Source organism: Pseudomonas sp. TE36184, from assembly GCF_054060055.1.
Window position 1 is genome coordinate 2,771,246 of the sequence record NZ_JBSSCU010000001.1, and the last position, 18,490, is coordinate 2,789,735.

The 18,490-nt window shown below is 59.2% G+C and carries 22 protein-coding genes; all 22 read right to left on the reverse strand.

Annotated elements, in window-relative coordinates:
- Window positions 1-6: 6 nt before the first annotated feature.
- Complete coding sequence (locus ACVWZP_RS12240) at window positions 7-2,493, reverse strand: phage tail tape measure protein (RefSeq protein WP_457369787.1); 2,487 nt, start codon at window positions 2,491-2,493, stop codon at window positions 7-9.
- A gap of 148 nt (window positions 2,494-2,641) precedes the next feature.
- Window positions 2,642-2,950 (reverse strand): phage tail assembly protein, encoded by a 309-nt coding sequence (locus tag ACVWZP_RS12245; RefSeq protein WP_457369788.1) that lies wholly within the window; start codon window positions 2,948-2,950, stop codon window positions 2,642-2,644.
- Window positions 2,951-2,961: 11 nt separating this feature from the next.
- Window positions 2,962-3,465: a phage major tail tube protein gene (locus ACVWZP_RS12250; protein ID WP_457369789.1), complete on the reverse strand. Its 504-nt coding sequence runs from the start codon at window positions 3,463-3,465 to the stop codon at window positions 2,962-2,964.
- A gap of 12 nt (window positions 3,466-3,477) precedes the next feature.
- Complete coding sequence (locus ACVWZP_RS12255; protein WP_457369790.1) at window positions 3,478-4,644, reverse strand: phage tail sheath subtilisin-like domain-containing protein; 1,167 nt, start codon at window positions 4,642-4,644, stop codon at window positions 3,478-3,480.
- A gap of 101 nt (window positions 4,645-4,745) precedes the next feature.
- Complete coding sequence (locus tag ACVWZP_RS12260; protein WP_457369791.1) at window positions 4,746-5,177, reverse strand: phage tail assembly chaperone; 432 nt, start codon at window positions 5,175-5,177, stop codon at window positions 4,746-4,748.
- Window positions 5,178-5,179: 2 nt separating this feature from the next.
- A complete protein-coding gene (locus tag ACVWZP_RS12265; RefSeq protein ID WP_457369792.1) occupies window positions 5,180-6,946 on the reverse strand; it encodes a phage tail protein in 1,767 nt (588 codons plus the stop codon).
- Entirely contained in the window at window positions 6,943-7,548 is a 606-nt protein-coding gene (locus ACVWZP_RS12270; RefSeq protein WP_457369793.1) for a phage tail protein I, read from the reverse strand. Before ACVWZP_RS12270 ends, ACVWZP_RS12265 begins: the two co-directional genes overlap by 4 nt.
- Window positions 7,523-8,425 (reverse strand): baseplate assembly protein, encoded by a 903-nt coding sequence (locus ACVWZP_RS12275; RefSeq protein WP_457369794.1) that lies wholly within the window; start codon window positions 8,423-8,425, stop codon window positions 7,523-7,525. Before ACVWZP_RS12275 ends, ACVWZP_RS12270 begins: the two co-directional genes overlap by 26 nt.
- The gene (locus ACVWZP_RS12280; RefSeq protein WP_457369795.1) at window positions 8,422-8,748 is read right to left on the reverse strand and encodes a GPW/gp25 family protein; all 327 of its coding nucleotides are present in this window, start codon (window positions 8,746-8,748) and stop codon (window positions 8,422-8,424) included. The genes ACVWZP_RS12275 and ACVWZP_RS12280 overlap by 4 nt, the downstream gene beginning before the upstream one ends.
- 5 nt (window positions 8,749-8,753) lie before the next feature.
- Window positions 8,754-8,975, reverse strand: a complete 222-nt coding sequence (locus ACVWZP_RS12285; RefSeq protein WP_457369796.1) for a hypothetical protein — start codon at window positions 8,973-8,975, stop codon at window positions 8,754-8,756.
- A 54-nt stretch (window positions 8,976-9,029) separates the two neighbouring features.
- Window positions 9,030-9,635 (reverse strand): phage baseplate assembly protein V, encoded by a 606-nt coding sequence (locus ACVWZP_RS12290; RefSeq protein WP_457369797.1) that lies wholly within the window; start codon window positions 9,633-9,635, stop codon window positions 9,030-9,032.
- Window positions 9,632-10,150, reverse strand: a complete 519-nt coding sequence (locus tag ACVWZP_RS12295) for a hypothetical protein (protein ID WP_457369798.1) — start codon at window positions 10,148-10,150, stop codon at window positions 9,632-9,634. Before ACVWZP_RS12295 ends, ACVWZP_RS12290 begins: the two co-directional genes overlap by 4 nt.
- Window positions 10,143-10,799: a hypothetical protein gene (locus ACVWZP_RS12300; RefSeq protein WP_457369799.1), complete on the reverse strand. Its 657-nt coding sequence runs from the start codon at window positions 10,797-10,799 to the stop codon at window positions 10,143-10,145. Before ACVWZP_RS12300 ends, ACVWZP_RS12295 begins: the two co-directional genes overlap by 8 nt.
- Window positions 10,796-11,116, reverse strand: a complete 321-nt coding sequence (locus ACVWZP_RS12305) for a head-tail joining protein (RefSeq protein WP_305433208.1) — start codon at window positions 11,114-11,116, stop codon at window positions 10,796-10,798. The genes ACVWZP_RS12300 and ACVWZP_RS12305 overlap by 4 nt, the downstream gene beginning before the upstream one ends.
- Before the next feature lie 2 nt (window positions 11,117-11,118).
- Complete coding sequence (locus ACVWZP_RS12310; RefSeq protein WP_457369800.1) at window positions 11,119-12,114, reverse strand: major capsid protein; 996 nt, start codon at window positions 12,112-12,114, stop codon at window positions 11,119-11,121.
- A 62-nt stretch (window positions 12,115-12,176) separates the two neighbouring features.
- On the reverse strand, window positions 12,177-12,515 hold the full coding sequence (locus tag ACVWZP_RS12315) for a head decoration protein (RefSeq protein ID WP_305433212.1): 339 nt from the start codon (window positions 12,513-12,515) through the stop codon (window positions 12,177-12,179).
- A complete protein-coding gene (locus ACVWZP_RS12320) occupies window positions 12,512-13,642 on the reverse strand; it encodes a head maturation protease, ClpP-related (protein WP_457369801.1) in 1,131 nt (376 codons plus the stop codon). Before ACVWZP_RS12320 ends, ACVWZP_RS12315 begins: the two co-directional genes overlap by 4 nt.
- Window positions 13,639-15,120: a phage portal protein gene (locus ACVWZP_RS12325; protein ID WP_457369802.1), complete on the reverse strand. Its 1,482-nt coding sequence runs from the start codon at window positions 15,118-15,120 to the stop codon at window positions 13,639-13,641. Before ACVWZP_RS12325 ends, ACVWZP_RS12320 begins: the two co-directional genes overlap by 4 nt.
- On the reverse strand, window positions 15,120-15,326 hold the full coding sequence (locus ACVWZP_RS12330) for a phage head-tail joining protein (RefSeq protein ID WP_457369803.1): 207 nt from the start codon (window positions 15,324-15,326) through the stop codon (window positions 15,120-15,122). Before ACVWZP_RS12330 ends, ACVWZP_RS12325 begins: the two co-directional genes overlap by 1 nt.
- 1 nt (window position 15,327) lies before the next feature.
- Entirely contained in the window at window positions 15,328-17,337 is a 2,010-nt protein-coding gene (locus ACVWZP_RS12335) for a phage terminase large subunit family protein (RefSeq protein ID WP_457369804.1), read from the reverse strand.
- Between the two features lie 5 nt (window positions 17,338-17,342).
- The gene (locus ACVWZP_RS12340; RefSeq protein ID WP_457369805.1) at window positions 17,343-17,906 is read right to left on the reverse strand and encodes a terminase small subunit; all 564 of its coding nucleotides are present in this window, start codon (window positions 17,904-17,906) and stop codon (window positions 17,343-17,345) included.
- 199 nt (window positions 17,907-18,105) lie between these two features.
- Complete coding sequence (locus tag ACVWZP_RS12345) at window positions 18,106-18,450, reverse strand: phage holin family protein (protein WP_104503377.1); 345 nt, start codon at window positions 18,448-18,450, stop codon at window positions 18,106-18,108.
- Window positions 18,451-18,490: the final 40 nt, after the last annotated feature.

Here is an 18,490-nt window from a genome sequence, read left to right on the forward strand (position 1 = left end):
CCCCCCTTAGATGTGCGGCGCGTCGTAAAGCTTGCGGTTTTCGAGCTGCTGGGCGATTTCCCGGCGGTGCTGCTCCAGCAACGGCTGCAACTTGGCCGCCAACTCGTTCGGATCTTTCACATCGCCTTGCACCGTCAGCGTGAAGGGCGCGGTAATGTCCACCTTGGGCTCGATCTTCGCCGGCTGCACCTTGGCGACCACGGCCGCCGCTAGCGGCCCAGCCGTCGCATCTGCGACGGCCTGGGGCATCATCATGGAACGCGCAGCATCACCTGGGTTGACCGCGCCAGGCGTTGCCGGCAATGCACCCTGGCCCGGATTGGTCAGCATGAGAGGCCCCGTGCGCGACGGAGCGAACGACTTGGCGATATCCCCCAGCACCGGCGGGATGTCTTTGCCGGCATCCTTCATCATCAACGGGCCGGCCACGGGCATGACCTTCTTGCTTTCGTCAGAACCAAACATCGACTTGCCGATGGCACCGCCCAGGGCGTCACCACCCAAGCTCCCAAGATAGCCACCAATCAGCCCCCCCAAGATGGTGCCGATTACCGGCACCGCCGAACCGATGGCCGCACCGGCCGCAGCGCCGGCGAGCGTGCCGGCAAGACCGCCTGCCGCTGCGCCATAGCCTTCGGCTTTTTCATCTTGGGTTTCAGCGTTGTCGTAGGTATCTTTGACCTTAAAACCGGCCTCAACCAGCGCCAGCACTGCCGGGCCTTTCACCCCAGCCCCAATACCTCGCCCCGGACTTCGGCCGCCACGGCCGGCGCCCTTGCCCTTCCCTTTCCCATCCTTGCCGCCGGCATCATCGGCGCCGATATCCATACCGCCAGACCCACCAACAGGCATGTTGGTGACAATGACTTTTTGCGGGATATTCGGGTTACCCATCAGCGAGCCGCGCCCAAGGTTGAGCAACCCCTTGGCAATCTTGAATCCGCTCATAGCGGTCTGAAACGCGATCACAGCGGCCACAGCGGCGCCGATCCCGGTCACAACCCGGGGCGACTCATCCGACAGCTTGGCCAGCCCCTGGGTGACATAGGCCAACCCATCCGCCACCTTGTCAGTGACGGGCCGGAATGCGTCACCAATGGCGCGCATGGCTTCGTCCATGCCCTGGGCCATTTCCGCCCATTTCTGAGCCGACGCCTGCCGGCGTTCCTCAAGGTTCTTATCAAGGATCCCAGTGGCCGAGGCCGAGTCTTTCTTGAGCTGGGCATACAGCTCTTTGTTCTGCATGTAGGCCGTCAAAGCACCCTTAACCTGCATGTCCGCGAACAGATCCCCGGTGCGCAACGCTTGCTCCAGGGATGCAATCATGGCCTTGGCTTTCTCGGGGTCAGTTTCCTTACTGATCTTGGCTGTAGCAGCTGCCATCGCGGCGGCCTTCTTCGGATCCGTCGCCGCAATGTACTTCTGTGCCAGCTCAAAGCTGGATTCCAAGGTTGATTTACCGTTCTGCAGGCCGGTATTCATCGACCCTTGGTAATCAATCCCGGCATCCTTGTAGGCCTTGACCGTTTCGCCAGAACCGATTTTCTCCATCCAGTTCTTGAGGTTATTGGCCGCTTCGTCGGCGCCGCCGGCGGTCTTCATTTGAACCTGAAGCATTGAGCCCAGTTGCGTGACCGCATCCATGCCAGTAATGCCGATCTTGCCCATGCCTGCCAGCAACTCGGGAAACCAGCGCGCCATGTCAGCCGCTTCAAAACTACCCGCCTGGCCCTGATAGGCGATGGCCTCCAGTGCCTTTTGCATCACGGCCGGGTCGGAGATTTTGGCGTTCTGCCCCAAGGCGTTAATCATGCGGGCCGTTTCGCCGCCATCCGCCCCCTGCCCTACGGCAAATTTGGCCGCCACTGGTGCGTACGACAGCGCCTTATCCAGCTCCATGCCGGCCCCCACCAGGGCGTTGACCACCTCGGCCACCTGATTGCGGGCCATGCCGGAATCGCGCGACGTACCAATAATCGTCTTGGCCATCTGCGCTTCTTCGGGCTTGTTGGCAATGTTCGCCTTGATCGCAATGTCACGAATGATCGCGCCAAAGTCCGCGCTAACCTTCGTCGGAATGGCCATCGCTGCCGTCGCCGCCGCTGCCTGGCCAATGCTGCTTTTCATCTGCTGTTTACCAGCATCGAGCTGCATATGGCCCTTGGCTTTAAGCTCGGCTTTTGTCGCCACCTGCCCCATGGCCGAATAAGCCTTGGTCAGGTTGCGCACCTCAACGCCCTGCTTGCGCAGGCCGTCCAGATTATTCTCAAGCTTTCGCCGTAGCGCGTCCGCACCTTTGTCGCCAGCCATGTGCGCCTTGCGCCATTCGTCACGCAAGCGCATGGTTTCGCCAATGGTCTTTTCCAGCACCCGCGCGCGGGAACCTTGTTCCTCCAGCTTCTTGATTTTGTTGCTGACGTCCTTGAACGCCGCCCCTACCGTCGAGCTGACGGCGCCGCCAATCACCAGGCCGAGAGCAAGTTTGTTCGCCATATGCACGCCCTATACGTCGGTTACATCAACAGCGGCTCAGTCCGTGAGCCACCAAACCATTACGTTAAAAGGCATGGCCAGGATCTCGGCAGACGAGAAACCCGTCTCTTTTGCCAAGCGCTTGGCCAGCACCTTAAGCGTGCCCTCGTTACACGTCGTCTTCTTCAACCAGGCGAAAATAGCCCGCCTGAAGGCGCATGTAGTCCTTGTATTTGAGGGCAGTGAGTTCGGCCTCGGTAGCCATGAGCAGGCTGCAAAACAAGTTCAGCTCCACCTTTTCATGGTCACCATTGCCAGCGATCTTGGCGGCCATAACATCCTTCACGCTGGGCGCCCGCATCATCAGCTTATCGGTCACAACCCCATTGAGATTGGCCTTATGCTTGAGCGTTACGGTAACGCCGTCGTCGCTCAGGACCAGCCAGGATGGCAGCGGCGCTGCAAGAGAATCGGTCATGTCATCAATCCTTAAAGGCCCAGGGCCGAACGTTCAGCGGCCAGCTGATCAACACCGTTGATCAGCTGCACCATGTTTGCAAAGTCGATTTCAAACATCACACGACCGTCGATTTCGAGCTTGTAGTAAGTGACGGCCACGGCGTGCTTGATTTCGGCCTTATCGCCCGGCTTCCAATCGCCCATGTCCACCTCTTTAAGCGAGCCGCGCAGGGTCACCGTTACCGCCTTGACGGTGCCCTTCTGGCCCTTGAACGCTCCACGAAAAACGAGGTTGCACGCGGTCTGATCCGCCAGACCGAAGAACTTCAGCGCCTCTTTACGCACGCCGTTGGTAGTGAATGCCGCTTCCAGCTTCTCCAAGCCAGTGGGCAGGTCGACAGGGCCGCTCATACCACCGCCCCGGTATTCGTCGCTCTTGATCGCCAGCTTGGGCAACGTCATCGACGGCACATCACCGGAAAAGCTCACGCCGTCACAGAACATGACGCAGTTGGTCAACATTTCAGGAATCATTGCTCGGCCCCCTTAGGCTGCTTCAAGTACTTCGGTCAGCCACTCGTTGGTGACCTCGATCAGGAAATTCGGGTTCTCGGCTGGCGGCACGTCGGTGAAGCGAATGCGCCAGTAGACTTTGCCCTGCTCCAACTGGGAGGCCGTGTTCATTTCGGTGTCTGCGTACACCTCAAAGTTGATCACAGCGCCAGCGTTTTTCTGGTCACGCATGAAGGCCTGAAGCCCTTCGGTCACGTCCGACACATAGGTTTTCGTGATCGAGCGGTCTACCGCCCACTTGTGGCCGGCCTGGATCGCATCCATGAGGATGTCGCAAGTTCGCACGCGGGTGACAAACGACCATTTGGCATCGGCCGAGCAGGTGCGGTTACCCCACAGTCGGTAGCCGCCGTCACGGATGATCGTGGTGATGTTCGCGTTATTGAGCAGGTTGGCCCGACACGTTGCGTCACCGTCCAAGTACTCCACCGGGCGGGTGGTACCGGTGATACCAACAAACTCTTTGTTCGACGGCGACGCCCAGTAGCCGTATTCCGCGTCGGTCCAGGCAAACAGGCCTGCCACCCAGGCCGAGGCTGGGGCATCAACGGTCGCGTTTTCGACGGTGCTCCAGAACTGCAAGCCAGGATCCACCAGGTAAATGCGCTTACTGCCGAAGTTCAGCGCGTAGGCCATGGCGGCCTCGTCAGTCGTGTTCGGGCCATCAATGATGGCAATCGCCCGCAGCTTGCCGGCCAGGGCATCCATGGCAGTGGCCACCGCCTGGATGGCCGAGTGCCCTGGGGCAATCAGCAACTTGGGCTGGGCGTTGTGTCGGCTCTTGCCGTCCAGCAGCGCCTGAAGGCCCGCGCGCTGTCCATCCGCCAGAACGCCACCGATGATGGCGGACGTTTGCAGCGCGGCGTCAGCGAGCTTAGGGACGCCAACTGCGACGATTACAGCCTTCGCCCGCACATAGATCGCCTGACACGCCCGGGTGATAGCCGAGTCAGCCCCGAACGCGGCAATAGCCTCACGCTCGGACGTGATCAGCTTAAGCTCACCAGCCTTGGCACTGCCGCCACCCAGTACGCCAGGGGTGAAGGTGTCGCACAGACCAATGATCGAGGACGACGGGAGCGAGATAGTGCGCGCCCCGGTGTCGATCAGCGAAGTGGTGATGCCGTGAAAGAAACTCATAAGGGTCAATCTCCAGAAACGAAAAAGCCCCGCATGAGCAGGGCCGTAGGTTGTTCGAGTTAGCTGTACTTGGAGCGCCCCCCAAAAAAAGGTAAGGGCGACTACACCGACTCGGCGGCAAGCCAGGAAGGCAAAACAGGGCGATGAGCAGACGCTGGAAACAGCGAGCCGTTAGGCCAATTGCGCAGCTCGCTTCGGTAAGCCTGCAACTGGCTGTACTGCTCGGAAGTTAAAGTGGTCACTTCCGAAAGCTCCAACTCGTCGCGGTGACGCATAACAAGAGGGTCAGTGAGTGCCAATTGTGCATCCCGCCAAACGCGCTCTTTCGCCTGTAGTTGATCCAGGGAGGGGCCAGGACGATCAGCAAGTTCCGGCATACCGTCCTCGCCTTTGACGATTACAAAACCAGCCTCTAATCCCGCAAGCAAAGCTATACGCGTTTCCTGATCGACCTCGACGGCATCGGGCGGAATAACTTGATTGTATTCAGGGCTAAACCAACCCGACAATTCGTAGCAGTAATAAAACCGCATATTTAATTACCCCAAGCCAAGTAATACAGCGTCTGATTACCTGCGCCACTGCTGGAAGAAACGTCCTGAGTTAGCCTGATCACTGATTGAGATATAAGCCCCGCATAAGCGCTATAGTTGCCATTGTTGTTCCATCCCGACACACCCATTCCAGCAATAGCCCCTCGAATACTGTTGAAAGAAATAGGCAGCGTCACGTCAGTGGTTCCCTCAGGCGCGACCACTGCACTACCGAACTGAATGATGAAACCTCCCGGCGTATCAGGAATCCGAATAAAGTCATTTGCCGAAAACGTGCGTTTGGGAAATAGGGTCGATATCAAGCTCTGAACAAACTGGGTGTTGGCAATTTGCTCATTGTTAGAGCCCTCGCCAGACAGCGGAGCGGTTGGAGCTTTCGGCTTGCCTGACAGAAGAGGACTGTTCAAGGGAGCTTTGGCCGCAAGAGCATTGTTTATGGTGGTGGCAAAGTTTGGGTCTTGGCCCAACGCATCGGCTAACTCTTTGAGCGTATCCAGCGCGCCAGGTGCCGAATTGACTAACGCCGCGATGGCCGCTTGAACGAACGCCGTATTCGCAATTTGGTCGTTATTCGCCCCGACAGCAGGTGTAGGCGCCTTGGGAACTCCCGAAAGCGCTGGGCTTGCGAGCGGTGCCAACAACTCCATGGCGTCGACCAGCTTTTTCAAGGTGTTCAGCGAGCCGGGGGCGCCACCCACAAGCGCGGCAATCGCAGCCTGGACAAATGCCGCATTAGATATTTGCTCATCGCTAGTACCGGGTAAAGCTGTCGGCGCCTTAGGTACTCCCGACAACTTCGGGCTATCGAGCGGAGCGGCGTCAACCAATCCGTACCCTGCAAGCGTCGTCGGATTACTACCACCAAGCACCCTGCCCATGCTATCGACGGTAACCGACCGATATGTGCCGGCATAAACTCCGCTTCGACCAGCGAGCTTTTCGAAAAACAGCCGAGAGGTTCCCAGCACAATCGGGCCGTCAGACGTAAGCTGAAAAATACTGTCTCCGTTTGCCACACCTTTTTCGACCGGCACCATAAGGCCCGGCGTGATTTCAATGCTTACATCTGCATCCTGTGACCTGGCCCAAGCGCCGCTGTGAGAAACGATGTAAATGCCATTATCCTTGGCTTCAAGCTGATCTTTAACTAGCACCCTGGCCTTGTCAGCGGTCGCCTCACCGTCAACTATTTGAGACCCACTGAGCGTGATGGGGCCAGTAGTTGCCAACAGCACAGAGTTTTTAAAGTCCTGTTTGTTGAAAGCCTCAGCAACAGCCAGGTCGACATACTCACGCGTCGCCAGCACCACCGCCGGATCAATTTTAAGAACGATGTTTCCAGTGCTGGAAACGATGAAATTCATACGCACAATCTGCGTGCGCCCCGACCCCTGGGATAGCACTGGCTTGAAGCTAGGTGCGCAGTTCGAAACAGCCACCAGATCGCCGTCCGCGTCATACACGCCTATTTCACGAATCCAGAAGCCACCCACATCCGGCGGAATTACTTGTTCTGCGATGATAACGGCGTCATTTACTGGATCGACGCGAACCTGATTAAGCGGTGCACGACGACGCTCATTAATGAGCTTTGTTTGTGTGCTGCTGGGAATCGGATCTGTACCATTGGCATCGCCAACACCCAAGGCTGTAAGGCTCCAGGCCGTACCAAGGGCATTAGCATTAGCGAGTTTGGCAGCACCCACGTTCGTGAGGATCGCCATAAATTGCGAGTTTTGATCAATCATGAATACACATCCAGAGTGTCTATGCTGTGCTCACGACCGGCCGCACTGATATAGCTGGTCACGTCGATATCACGCTGTACTGGTGGATAGACGTCGATTACGTCGCCGTCATAGAGGGCAACGCCGATATTTACGGCGCCACGCGTTTCAAGGCTTATCGCAAGGCCTGTCATATGCCGACTGACGGGCTTGGCGTCATCAATGAGCCGGGCAAGCTCTTCGTACATTTCTTCGGTAATACCGGTGTCCAGAACGCCGACTTTCAGCGCGAACGTACCGGGAACACCCGCCGGCACCGTCTGCCACCATTCAACGACTTCAATCAGATAACCCAGCGGCTCGACAACGCGGCGCAAAGCGCCAATCGTGCCCTTGTGCTTATGGATGTAATACGAGGCCTTGATAGCGGCACGCTTGGTCGCATCGCTCCACCGATAATCCCAGCGGTCGACCGACCAGGCCCACGCCAAATGCAGCAGCAAGTGAGCCGGACATGTATCGGCGTTGTAGAGCGTGCGCAGCGGAACAATGGTTTTTTCGTAGAGCGCCGTCTCAATGGCCCGCTCTAGCTTGGTGCTATTGCTGGGCAGTAGGCTTTTCATCCGCCAACCTCACGCTGTAACCAGTGCAGTACGCGGCCTGGGCTCTAGTAGGAGCCAAGTCGACCCACCCAGGCAGATCGACACGGGAAACGCCGGCAACATGCACCTGGGCGTCTACAGCAGAACGGGCCACCTCAACGCCAAGACGCTTGCGGGGGTTTACCCATTTCGAAAGGCGGCTTAGGGCTTCGGCCAGAGCCGCGTCACCTTCTGGACCGGCGCTGTTCATATGAAGGATTGCGTCAATTCGGTAATGCAGAATTTCGGCGCCCTGGACTGTCACCCGATCACCCAGCGGCCGCACGTTATCGTCATTAAGAGCTGTAGCCACCGTGGCCAACAGCTCCGGCGTGGGTGTCCCGTCCCCTTCCGTGCTCAACACCGTTACGGTAACGCTCGCCGGCGACGGACTTTCCGCCGTGGCATCGCGCACAAGGCCGGACGCGTTACGCGCATGCAGGATGTAGCTGTTACGCGGCCCCGCAGTGGTCAGCCCCTCATATGCCAACTGGATGCGCTCACGAAACGAATCATGATCCTCAAGCACTTGCGGCACGGGCGGCACCGCCAGAAAGTTCTCGGGCTGGATCACCAGACGTTTCAGGTTGACGTTTGCGCCCAGCTGATCGAGGTCGGCACCAATGGCGTGCGCCAACAAAAGCGCCTTGCACGCATCGTTAACCCGGGCGCGGTTGCCAACCTTGTTATAAGCACCAACCTCCAGCAATTTGGTAACTGGATCGCTTTCAAGTGCGGCGTTCCAATTGTCGCCCATGTAGTCACGAAACGCTGACAGCCCTTCTTCGTAAACCTCTTCGAAGTCCAGCGGCTCAAGCACCTCCGGCGCCGGCAAGGCCGACAAGTCCACGATGCTCATACGCTGACCTCCAAGACAAAGCTATCGCCCAGGTATTTGCCGGAAATGATCATGTTTATTTTCCCGTCCAGCAGCGACAGCGCCGTCACACGCTCAAGCTTCAGGCGCGGCTCATGTAGGCCGAGGGCATGAGCCGCTTCGGCCTGCACCGCACTTTTCCAACCGGCATTGATTGGCAAGTCAACGAACTGGCGTAACTTGCTGCCGTATTCCGGCCGGTGCCGACGACTTTCCAGGGGCGTACTCAAGATGTCCGCGATGGACTGTCGCAAATGCTCAATGCCGGATATGGGCTGCCCGGTGTGGCGATCCATTCCGATCATCTGGCTTAGCCCTCCTGGGCAGCGTATTCGCTGCTGGCCTTCAGGAAGGCCACTGCCTCTTTGTCAGACTCCGGCACCACCACCAGGGCCTTGACCACTGGATAAGTGCGTTCGGTGCCAGGCACAACCAGCGTGCGCGATGTGTAGACCAGATCGCGGAACGTCAGGGACGCCGACGCGGCCGGGGCTTGTTCGTCGGTTACGGGCTTGTCGATGGTCTTGGCCATGATTTTCTCCGGGCATGAAAAAACCCGCACGCGGCGGGCTGTAGATGATTTGGGTTAATGCTTGTGGTGGTTGTCGCTGTTACCGGTTGCCAGGATATCGGCGGCGCCGGTGATGGTCTGCGTTACGTGTAACGGGCCGTCGATCTCAACCGCGCCGATCAACGATATCTGAGGCGACTTAACCGCCGCCCATCCGGGCGCCAAGTCAAACTCTGTGCCGCCGACCGTGGCATTCACCGCGTTATCCGTAACGGTTACAACCGTGCTGCCCACTTTGATGGTGACCGTGCCGGTGGGCAACGTGATGGTGTAGGTTTTGGCCTCCCAGTCGTAAACCAGAGAGCCGCCATCATCAAACCGCCAGACCTCTACATGGTCGCGGTTATCTGGCGGGCCGCCGGCATTGCCGTACAGCCCGGGAATAAACGTGCCCATGCCCGCCTGGCCGCTGGGGTTGAACAACACTCCCTGCTCGCCCAGGCTGGGCGCGCGCCAGTGCCGCGCCTTGCCGGCCGCCAGGCTATGCCAACGCACCCAGGCGCTGGTCCACTCGCCATTGCTGACACGCACCGCCGGCGCCGCCAGGTCCACGCCGACCACCACACAAGGCATGAGCATGGCGGCGATCATGCGGTCATGCTCCGCCTCGGCGTAACTCACTGAAGATCCTCGGGGCTCACGGGCCCGTCGCCCGGCTCGATGTTGAAAACCAGCGAACCAGGCGGCTCATCAGGCCATGGCCATTCCTCAGCGCCCAGGTATACCGTCTGATCCCACTCCACCAGCCAGACGAAGTAGCCATCCAGTTCGGGTTTGGTCCAGTCCTGGGTGGAGCGCACGAACTGCGCGCAGGCGACCTCCAAGCCCCAGCTCTGCCCTCGCAGAAGCACCGCCAGTTGTGAGGCCAGTTGCACGGCCTGACGTTGCGGATCCGCGCTGATCGAATCGACAATGATCCGCGCCTCGAACTTACAGGTCAGCGCAGTTTCACCGGTACCGATATCGGTCGCCGGCTCCATTTCAGCCATCTCCAGCAGCACCACCGGCGTGGGAATGCTGGTGTCTGCCGACAGATCCGGCCAGAACGACGCTCCCTGAATACCCGGCAAGTGCTCCTGCAGGTGCTGCTCGATGGCTTCATACAGACGGTCGAGGCTGAAAGGCTGATCAGACACGGGCGGTCCCCTTGAGGTACTTCTGCAATTCAAAGTTGAGTTCTTGCTTGAGGATCTCCAGCAAGATTTCATCGGCGCGTTTCACCCAGGTGTCGAAGTGCGGCCGCACTTGGTCCAGCGAGACCTTGGCTTTCGCCAAGGGGAAGCGGTTGTCGCTCTCGGCAATGAAGCCAGAGCTGCGCCGCCCCTGCGTGCTGTCGGGGTAATCCGTGGCATTGAAGTGCTTGCTCGACGTGCGGATCCAGATGTCAGGACTGCTGCCGTACACCTGCTTGAAGAACGCGCCCTGGTAGCGCCGCCCCGCCACCGAGACACCGGCGCGGGATTGCCGAGGCCGTCCGATGCGGCTGGCCTCAATGGCGTTGACCCCAAACCACAACTTGCCGCGCATCGCTCCACCGCTGACCGGGTAAGCCCGCAAGCGTTGCCGGACGGCGCCGATGGCGATCCGCTCCTGCTTGCCTACCGCCCGTGCGATATGGGTACGCAGCCGACGTATTGTCTTGTTGATTGCACGCCGCTGGGCCGCCGCTGCTGCCTTGGGCACCAGCTCGCCGAACTCTTTCAACGTCTGAACATGCACTGCCGACGGTTGGATGGTGAGCATCCCGCCGCCACGCTTCTGCTGGGTGTAGCTGCCAATGCTCATGGCCGCTTCCTCAAGATCAAGGCCACCAGGCCATTACCGTTTGGCTCAAGCTGCAGCAGGTCATAGTCGCCGCCACCATCCAACGCCGGTAGATCGACGCTGACCCGTAAGCCCTTTACCAATCCGTCCGAATCCTTGACGCGGATCTCGAAGCGTGGCTCCCGCAGGCCGGTGTTGAGCTTGCCGAACTGGGGCTGTTTCCAGGGCGCAGAGAACATGCCCAGCACCGGCTCAGCGCGGCCTTCGATCAACGCACTATCGCCCAGGGTTTCAAAGACCACGTCGTCGATATCGTCGATCAGATCGCGGAAGGCCACGGTCAGAGCTCCAGCAGGATCTGCGCCAAGGGCCGCGTGCATAGGTGCAACGGGTTGGACTGGGCTTCACCGGCCACGCCCTTGTTGAATGGCAGCGGCTCGATCTTGCTGTAGTACGGGATGCCCTGGGTGTTGACCGTTTCCATGTAATCGGCCGGCGCAAAGGACGAGATGTACAGGTCCGGGACGCCCTCGGGGATCAGCAGGGCCTTGTCGTCGTGGATAAACGAGACGCCCGCCACCTTGCCGCGATAACGCTCCCAGACGATCCCGCCGAACTCGAAGCTTTCACGTGCATCGCCACGCAGGGACGCGGCTTGCATAGTGTTGAGGTAGGTTTTCTCCACCGATTCGTGGGAAATTAGCGCGTTCCAGAAAGTTTTACCGCAGAGGGCACGGGAGCCTGTGCTGGTAATGCTGCCCAGCGCATCCTCCTGCATATCGAGTGCCTCACCGCATTTGACCCGAACCTTAGTGCCAGGGTTATCCAGGTCCATCGGCAACCTTTTGCGCTCAACGCCGAAAGTTTTATAGATATCCAACAGCACCGTCTTACCGTCTGCATCTAATACCTGGCCGTTCAAGGCGCCCATGCGTTGGAATTCGTGCGTGGCGTCCAACTGGCGACGTGCTTTCGCCAGGCGCTTGTTGACCACATCCTGCACCGCCTGTAGTTCGCTACGCGTGCCAAAGGCACGAATGCCCTGGATCTCATCCGCCTTGATGGTGAAGCGTTCAGGCAGGTGTACGGTGTTGAACGGGATCATCTGACGCTTGGACCCGGCGACCACCAGGCCAGAGGTGCCACGCTCACCGGCGGGTACCAGGGCCAGGGTGTCGCCGTCCTTCTCGATTTGCACAGTCAGGGTGCTGATGCCCTCCTCACGGAACAGGCCCAAGCTGCTAATGCGGCCCGGCAGGTATTCCTGTTCATTGATTGCAGCGGTCAACGAGGAGACGCTGAACACATCGTCTTCAAAAATGGCGATATCGGCCATGGGGTACTCTCCAGAAACGAAAAATCCCGCACTCGGCGGGATGGATAAATGGAGTGAGCGTCCTAGCGAACGATCACGAAATGAGCGGCAAGAGCCTTTTCGGCAGCGGGGTCGAGACCGGTCAAATGGGCTTCGCTGACCTCGGCCTGGCGCACTATGGCTCGGCCGCGACGGACCACATCAGACTGCCCCAGCGGGCCGTAAAGAATCGCGATGGCGTTCTCAGAGCCGTCTTCAGCTGTCGGCAGATAGGGGGCGAACTCGCCCGTAGCGGTCACCAGCCCCAGGATCTGGCCCGGCTCCAGCGCTGGCCCTGCTGCGACGTTAATCGCTTCGCGTGAAATGGTGCCGGGGCCCTCAGACAGCAGGAACTCACCTGCGTGCATCGATTCGATTTTCATGATCTTACTCCTTTCGAGGTTCCGTTCTGTGCTGCCTGGCGAGCCGCCCAGACTGCATGGGTGTCGACCTGTTTGGCCTTGATCGTTGGTGCTGGGTCATTGTCCAGCGGCAGGCTGTTGTTGATTTCAAACCCGCCGCCGCTACCCACCAGCTTGTCGAACAGGCGCGCCCTGACGGCCGCCTCGTCCAAGCCTGCGTTGATAAATTCACCGGTCAGCTCTGGCAACCGTGCAGCGACACACAGGCCATGCAGCGCTTTGGCCTTGGTCAGCGCCGCCTGGACTATCACTTCGCTTTCCAGCTTCGTCGTGGCGAGTATCGGGTCCACCAGGTTGCTGATACCTGCCGCCGCGCAGCCCTGAGTGACCAGCAGCGCCAGTTTTGCCGCGTCCAGCACAGGGGCAGGATCGGGCTCCGGCGGTTCAACTTCCGGCTGCTCGTCCAGTTGGGCGAGCAGCTCGGGCGGGGCGTTCTGGAAGCGCTGCAACACGCTGCCCTGGCCGAGACAGGCGCTGACCTTGAGGCCGTCGCCAACTTCATCGGCCAGGCCCAGCGCCACAGCCTCATTGGCCGTGAGCCAGGTTTCGGCGTTGACCATGCGCCGCAGCTCGGCTTCGTCGATGTTCGGCGCCTTGGCTTTGTAGGCCGCGATAATCGCTTCCAGGGTCTGGTCCAGCACATCCGCGACACGACGGAAGTCTTCGGCATCACCACCGGTAAAGGTGTAGGGGTTGTGAATCATCAACATGGCGTTGGCCGCGATCACTACCCGGTGAGCGCCGCACACCGCGACACTGGCCGCGCTGGCCGCCAGGGCGTCAATACGACCAGTGCAGCGCTCGCCCAATCTCGACAGCGCGTTGTGAATCGCCAGGCCGTCGAACAGATCACCGCCGATGCTATTGAACGCGACAATCACAGGGGAAGTGCCGTCATCCATGGCGCGCAGATCCTGCACGAACTGATTGGCGGTGACGCCCCAGGTGCCGATCTCGCCGTACACGAAGATTTCGATGCTGCGTTGCTCGGCTTCGCCGTTAGCCTGGAGGGTGTACCAGCTTTTATCGGCCACCGTTACCTGCTTGCCCGCCTTGTCATAAACGCGGGGTTTTGTCTTTTTGCTCATGGTTGTTCCTTGTCATCGATCACCTCGATGGCTTCAAGAGTCGTGTAGTTGAGTCCAAGATCCGTGGCCCTGACGAGATCAGCAGCGTTTTCCGTGTCGACCGTTTCCGCGTCGTAACCGGTGCGCAGCACCATCTCGCTGCGTGAGGCAAAGCCCGCTTGCACTTCCATGCGCCTCGCCTGTACGTCCTGCACCGGCTGGATGTAGGCCCAGCCTTGCGGTACCCAACGCGTACGCAGGTATTCGCGGCGACGTTGCGCGTAGTCCTCCAGCATCAGGGCGCCGGACAGCACCGCCATGTCCATCCAGGCGGCCCGCACCGGGCGACATAACTGATGCACATACACGCCGAATTGCAGTTGCTCCAATCGGCGCCGAAACTCGTTGAGCACCACCCGCAGCGCCCGGTCGTTGACCTCGCGCATGTCGCCGGTGAGGATCTCGTAGGGCGTCCCCGAACCCGCCGCCGCAGCCATCAGTTGCTGCCGCATGAAGTCCGGGTAGTTGTTGCCGGCGTCCGGCGGTTTGGAGAACTCCACCTCTTCACCCGGCCCCAGCTCCTGCATCGTGCCGGGCTCCAAGGCGACCATCGGCGTGAAGCCGTCGCGGTCGGTGGTCAGGAGTTGTCCCGTGACAGGGTCGCGTGGTTGCTGCCCCATGTCCGGCGATGGCCGTTTGATGAAACCGGCGAACAGGTTCGCCACTTCCTGGCGGAACAACACCGCGTCGTCGTAGTTGTCCAGACTGCGCAGGCGCTTCAACACTGGAGCCAAACGTGGCACGCCGCGCAGTTGCCCCGGCTCCATCGGTTCGAAGATATGCAGCACCTGCGCCGCCGGTACACGCACGAGTTGGTTGTAGCCGGCGTTCAACGACGACGAATCCCGTGGGTGCGAGAGGTACATCCAATACGCCACTCGCTTGCCGGCCGGGTTGAACTCGATCCCGGCGCGGATCACGTTGCCGTTTTTGGCGGTCTCGAACTTGTCGTGTGGGACAAATTCAGGGGCCAGCGCCTGCAGCTGCAGCGGCACCGCCAAGCCTTCGCTCGGACTGCGCGGCCTGAGCCGCACAAAGCACTCACCGGCCGTTTCCACGGTGCGCGCCACCAGGGCCTGCATGCCGTAGAAGTCGGTCAACTCGTCGGCGTCCGCCTCATCCACCCAGTCATCCCACAGCTGTTGCTTGAGTTTGCGCAGGGCCGCGTCATCCGTGGTCGGCCTAGGAGTGATGCCGGTACCGATCAGGTTGCTGACACGCTTGTCGATGACATTGAACGCGTACGGGTCATTGCGCACCGCCGCCCGCGAGCGAGCCCGCAGGTTGCGCAAGGCCGGAGTGTTGATGCTGTTGATACCGTTGTCGGTGGCTTCCCAACTGGCCGAACGACGGCCCTCCCCGGCGCCTTCGTAACTGGCCTTGATGTTCGACGGCAGCAAGAATCCATTACGGGTCAGCGTCGGATAATGTCGGGCCATTAGAGTCCTTTGCCTCCGTGGGTAAGCCGAACCACGCGAGAGCGAGGCCCGGTGGCTTGGCTGAGCGACGTGCGGATCTCGTCGCGGGCCTTGAGCAGTTCGTCGATGGAGCGGTACTCCACCGTTCGGTCGCTGTAGCGCACGGTCTTTTCACCGCGTGCGATGGCGCGCTCGATGGCTTCGAGGTGCTTCGGGGTAAACGACATATCAGCGTCTCTTCAGGTAACCGCTGGTGGAACTGCGGCGTTGAGGGGGTGCAGCGGGGCGCGGTTGGACGGTCGGGGCGACAGGTTGTTGTAAAGTTTGAGGCCTTGAAACCGGCGCTGGGCCTTCAACGTCCCTAACATCCGGGATATTGGAAGCGGGTTTCTCTGCGAACAGCTCAGATTGAGCGAGAGCCTGAGCGACCCGATCCCAATCCCTTTCCTTGTATCGATCTAGGCCGAGGTAATGCGCCATCGCCAAGCAATACACCATCAGGTCTAAGGCTTCGTTACGCTCCGACTTACCTTTGATCCATTCAGTGACCGGCTTGTTTTTCACATAGCGGGTTATCCTGCGCTCGGCCACGCATTGCGCGAAAAAATCGTCAGGCAAATCTTTGGCAAAGTGCAATGCCCCCGGACCGGACTCAAAAGGATATCGGTTGTAGATCCAATCCTTCGCGGTGTCGGTGCCAACAAACCAAAGTTCGGCACCATTACGTTCGGTCTGGCCTCGCCAGGTTACGTCGACCATTGAGGGGCGCTGGGCAATCGGCGGTTTGCCGGGCTTGCTGGCCCCCTTGATCGCAAAGACATTGCGCCAACGGCGCACGCGGCAAAACTGGTAAACGTCATTGGTGTGGTGACCACCCGTATCGACGGCAGTTGCCAGAATCGTCAGACCTACACCGCAGGGGTGCCAGTACCTTGCCTTCAGCTTTTCATCCAATGCGGACCAGGTCTGCTCGTCCGATGGATTGCCCATAATCACCTGATGGTCGATGACCCAACGCTCCATGCCAACACCCCAGCCCATTACCATGAACTCAAGTCGGTTGGCTTGAACATCCACGGAGGCCGTCAACATTAGTGCACCGTTAGGTACAGAGCCCAGTACGTAGTCTTCCTGCAACGCACGAGCCTGCAGCACGCTGGCCTTTGTCTGTTCTTGCGTACTGTCCCAGACCTTCGCCAGGCGCGTGTTGAAAAACACCTGCATAGCTTCAAGATCACCACTAGCCTGCTTCACCACAGCTTCGTCATAGTCTTTTGCCATCGACAACCAACTAGTCCAACCCAGTGGGGCATAAAGAGCATTGAGATGAAAACCGACAGTTTCACCGTCACCTTCAGCGTGGGAACGCCACTCCCCGCGAGCTAGCATTTCACCCTTATGGTGTTCATCAATAAGCGCGCCGCATTCTGGCCCGCTGCAAAGATATTGGATTTGGCTGTAGTCCTCGGTGTACTTGAGGTTTTCCCACTCCAGCACTTGCATGTGCTGGCAGTGTGGGCACGGAACGTAGTAATAACGCTGATCGCTCATAGCAAAAAGGTCGGCAATACGGGAGGCGCCCTTGAGGGTTGGTGAGCTGGAGAAGTAAAACTTGGCCTTTCTGCCAAATGTGCTGCCCCGGATCTCTGCCAACTTTACCGGGTCGCCCTCGTTACCCACATCGACCTCCCAGCGGTCGATCTCATCACCGTATATAAAGCGCGCTGCCAACTCGGCTAGGTTGGCCGCTGAACCTGCTGTTACTGCGTAAAGCGTCCCCCCCTCAAACTCTTTCGTATCCTGTGTGTTCTTAGCATCACGCGAACGCGGCGCAGCCACTCTTTCGCGTAGAACCGGTGTTGCATCTATCGTTTTACTAATCCGAGATGAAACCCGAGAAGCCAGTTTTAGCGTTGGCAGCAATGTCAAAATGTTCGAAGGCGACATGTGAATTAACGCTCCGATCCAGTTCAAAGCAATCTGCGTTTTCATCAACTGCGAAGCCACCATGGTGACTACACGCTTGCAAGGGTGTGCCGGGGACAAACAACGCATAGGCTCACGGGCATAGGGCGTGCGGGATGTTCGATATTGGCCTGGCTCAGCGGCGCCCACACTGCGCGGAATTCGCATGTATTCATCGGCCCACTCATCAACCCAAAGGTCAGGGTCAGGATGCAAGCCGCGTAAATACGCCGTGCGGTAAACCTCTTCACCGTCAGCGTATGGAAAATGCATCAGGCTTAGCTCTTGGTTAGTGCTCGGGAAAGATCGCTGATTGACATGCGCTCAGCGTCTTCAAGGGTTCTTCTGATCGCCGCCGTCAGGTGTTTTTCGATTTCCCAGGGATCAGTAAGCGCAACCAATTCCGAAGCGATTTGAGGCGGCAGGCCAAGTAGAAGATCGCGCAGCATACGTCCGGCCTCAAAGGCGGCCTTATCGACCACCTCAGCCTCTACTAAGGAACCGTTTTCCTTGCGGACCTGGGTTTCAATTTGCTCAGCTTGAGCATGTTCACGACGTGCGCGAGACCGTTGATAATCGGGAATTGGCGGCTGTCCGCTGTAAGCCGGTTGATGTACCGATACCGCAGGAGTCTGGGCTGGAGACTGCTTGTCTAGCTTATGGCGAGCGCTCACCCCAGCCTTGCTCGGGTCGCGTGTCAGCGCCAGGAACTGCTCGCTGGCATCAACATCGATCAACCCTGCCTCATCCAACACCAAGCGATTATTCAGTATCAGTTTGCTGATGTGCTGCTTGGACCAGCCTTTCAGCGTGCCGTATTCCTTACGAGTCAAAAAAGCCATAAACCCTCCTATTTCCAAGCCCGGTCAACTGGTCAACCAGTCAACTGAGGTCAACTAACTTTGGAACCCAGCCACTAACAAAAAGCCGCGGGTTTCATGCCCCGTGTCCCTCGAATGCTGCCAGGGTCCCCGGCGACTTTTCGGCGCACCATCTTGATTCAATCATCTACAGGCCACGTATTTCGTGGCCTCCAGAGCATCAGACCTGCCCGCTACCCGAGGGCGGCACATCGCACACGCCCAACCGCTTGGCGGCCCAGCGTTCGTACAGGCCAATGGCGACATCGGCGCCGGCCATCGCGGTGAGGCAGCCAATGCTCCCCGCCGCCAGGACCGACATGCCCGATGCGTGCAACAACATCATGGTGGAGAGCCCGCAGACCACACAGGCCCCGGATCGAAGCAGCAAGCGGCGAACCAATGACCAGCCGCTTACCCCCGCTTTGTCGGCCCGCCATGCCTCGCCGGAAATACCGCCGATCAGGGATAGCAGGATCACCATCCAGATCGGCATCTCAATAAGCGCTTGCTGCTCGTTTGTCATCGCCCTACCCCATAAACGCAAAAACCCGGCGCAATGGCCG

Excerpts from the sequence above, each read along its gene's own strand:
- ACVWZP_RS12310 (WP_457369800.1), bottom strand. The coding sequence starts at position 12,114 with ATGGCCGATATCGCCATTTTTGAAGACGATGTGTTCAGCGTCTCCTCG.
- ACVWZP_RS12340 (WP_457369805.1), bottom strand. The coding sequence starts at position 17,906 with ATGGCTTTTTTGACTCGTAAGGAATACGGCACGCTGAAAGGCTGGTCC.
- ACVWZP_RS12240 (WP_457369787.1), bottom strand. The coding sequence starts at position 2,493 with ATGGCGAACAAACTTGCTCTCGGCCTGGTGATTGGCGGCGCCGTCAGC.
- ACVWZP_RS12300 (WP_457369799.1), bottom strand. The coding sequence starts at position 10,799 with ATGAGCATTGGCAGCTACACCCAGCAGAAGCGTGGCGGCGGGATGCTC.
- ACVWZP_RS12285 (WP_457369796.1), bottom strand. The coding sequence starts at position 8,975 with ATGGCCAAGACCATCGACAAGCCCGTAACCGACGAACAAGCCCCGGCC.
- ACVWZP_RS12265 (WP_457369792.1), bottom strand. The coding sequence starts at position 6,946 with ATGATTGATCAAAACTCGCAATTTATGGCGATCCTCACGAACGTGGGT.
- ACVWZP_RS12270 (WP_457369793.1), bottom strand. The coding sequence starts at position 7,548 with ATGAAAAGCCTACTGCCCAGCAATAGCACCAAGCTAGAGCGGGCCATT.
- ACVWZP_RS12255 (WP_457369790.1), bottom strand. The coding sequence starts at position 4,644 with ATGAGTTTCTTTCACGGCATCACCACTTCGCTGATCGACACCGGGGCG.
- ACVWZP_RS12335 (WP_457369804.1), bottom strand. The coding sequence starts at position 17,337 with ATGCATTTTCCATACGCTGACGGTGAAGAGGTTTACCGCACGGCGTAT.
- ACVWZP_RS12315 (WP_305433212.1), bottom strand. The coding sequence starts at position 12,515 with ATGAAAATCGAATCGATGCACGCAGGTGAGTTCCTGCTGTCTGAGGGC.
- ACVWZP_RS12280 (WP_457369795.1), bottom strand. The coding sequence starts at position 8,748 with ATGATCGGAATGGATCGCCACACCGGGCAGCCCATATCCGGCATTGAG.
- ACVWZP_RS12320 (WP_457369801.1), bottom strand. The coding sequence starts at position 13,642 with ATGAGCAAAAAGACAAAACCCCGCGTTTATGACAAGGCGGGCAAGCAG.
- ACVWZP_RS12325 (WP_457369802.1), bottom strand. The coding sequence starts at position 15,120 with ATGGCCCGACATTATCCGACGCTGACCCGTAATGGATTCTTGCTGCCG.
- ACVWZP_RS12345 (WP_104503377.1), bottom strand. The coding sequence starts at position 18,450 with ATGACAAACGAGCAGCAAGCGCTTATTGAGATGCCGATCTGGATGGTG.
- ACVWZP_RS12250 (WP_457369789.1), bottom strand. The coding sequence starts at position 3,465 with ATGATTCCTGAAATGTTGACCAACTGCGTCATGTTCTGTGACGGCGTG.
- ACVWZP_RS12330 (WP_457369803.1), bottom strand. The coding sequence starts at position 15,326 with ATGTCGTTTACCCCGAAGCACCTCGAAGCCATCGAGCGCGCCATCGCA.
- ACVWZP_RS12245 (WP_457369788.1), bottom strand. The coding sequence starts at position 2,950 with ATGACCGATTCTCTTGCAGCGCCGCTGCCATCCTGGCTGGTCCTGAGC.
- ACVWZP_RS12275 (WP_457369794.1), bottom strand. The coding sequence starts at position 8,425 with ATGAGCATCGTGGACTTGTCGGCCTTGCCGGCGCCGGAGGTGCTTGAG.
- ACVWZP_RS12260 (WP_457369791.1), bottom strand. The coding sequence starts at position 5,177 with ATGCGGTTTTATTACTGCTACGAATTGTCGGGTTGGTTTAGCCCTGAA.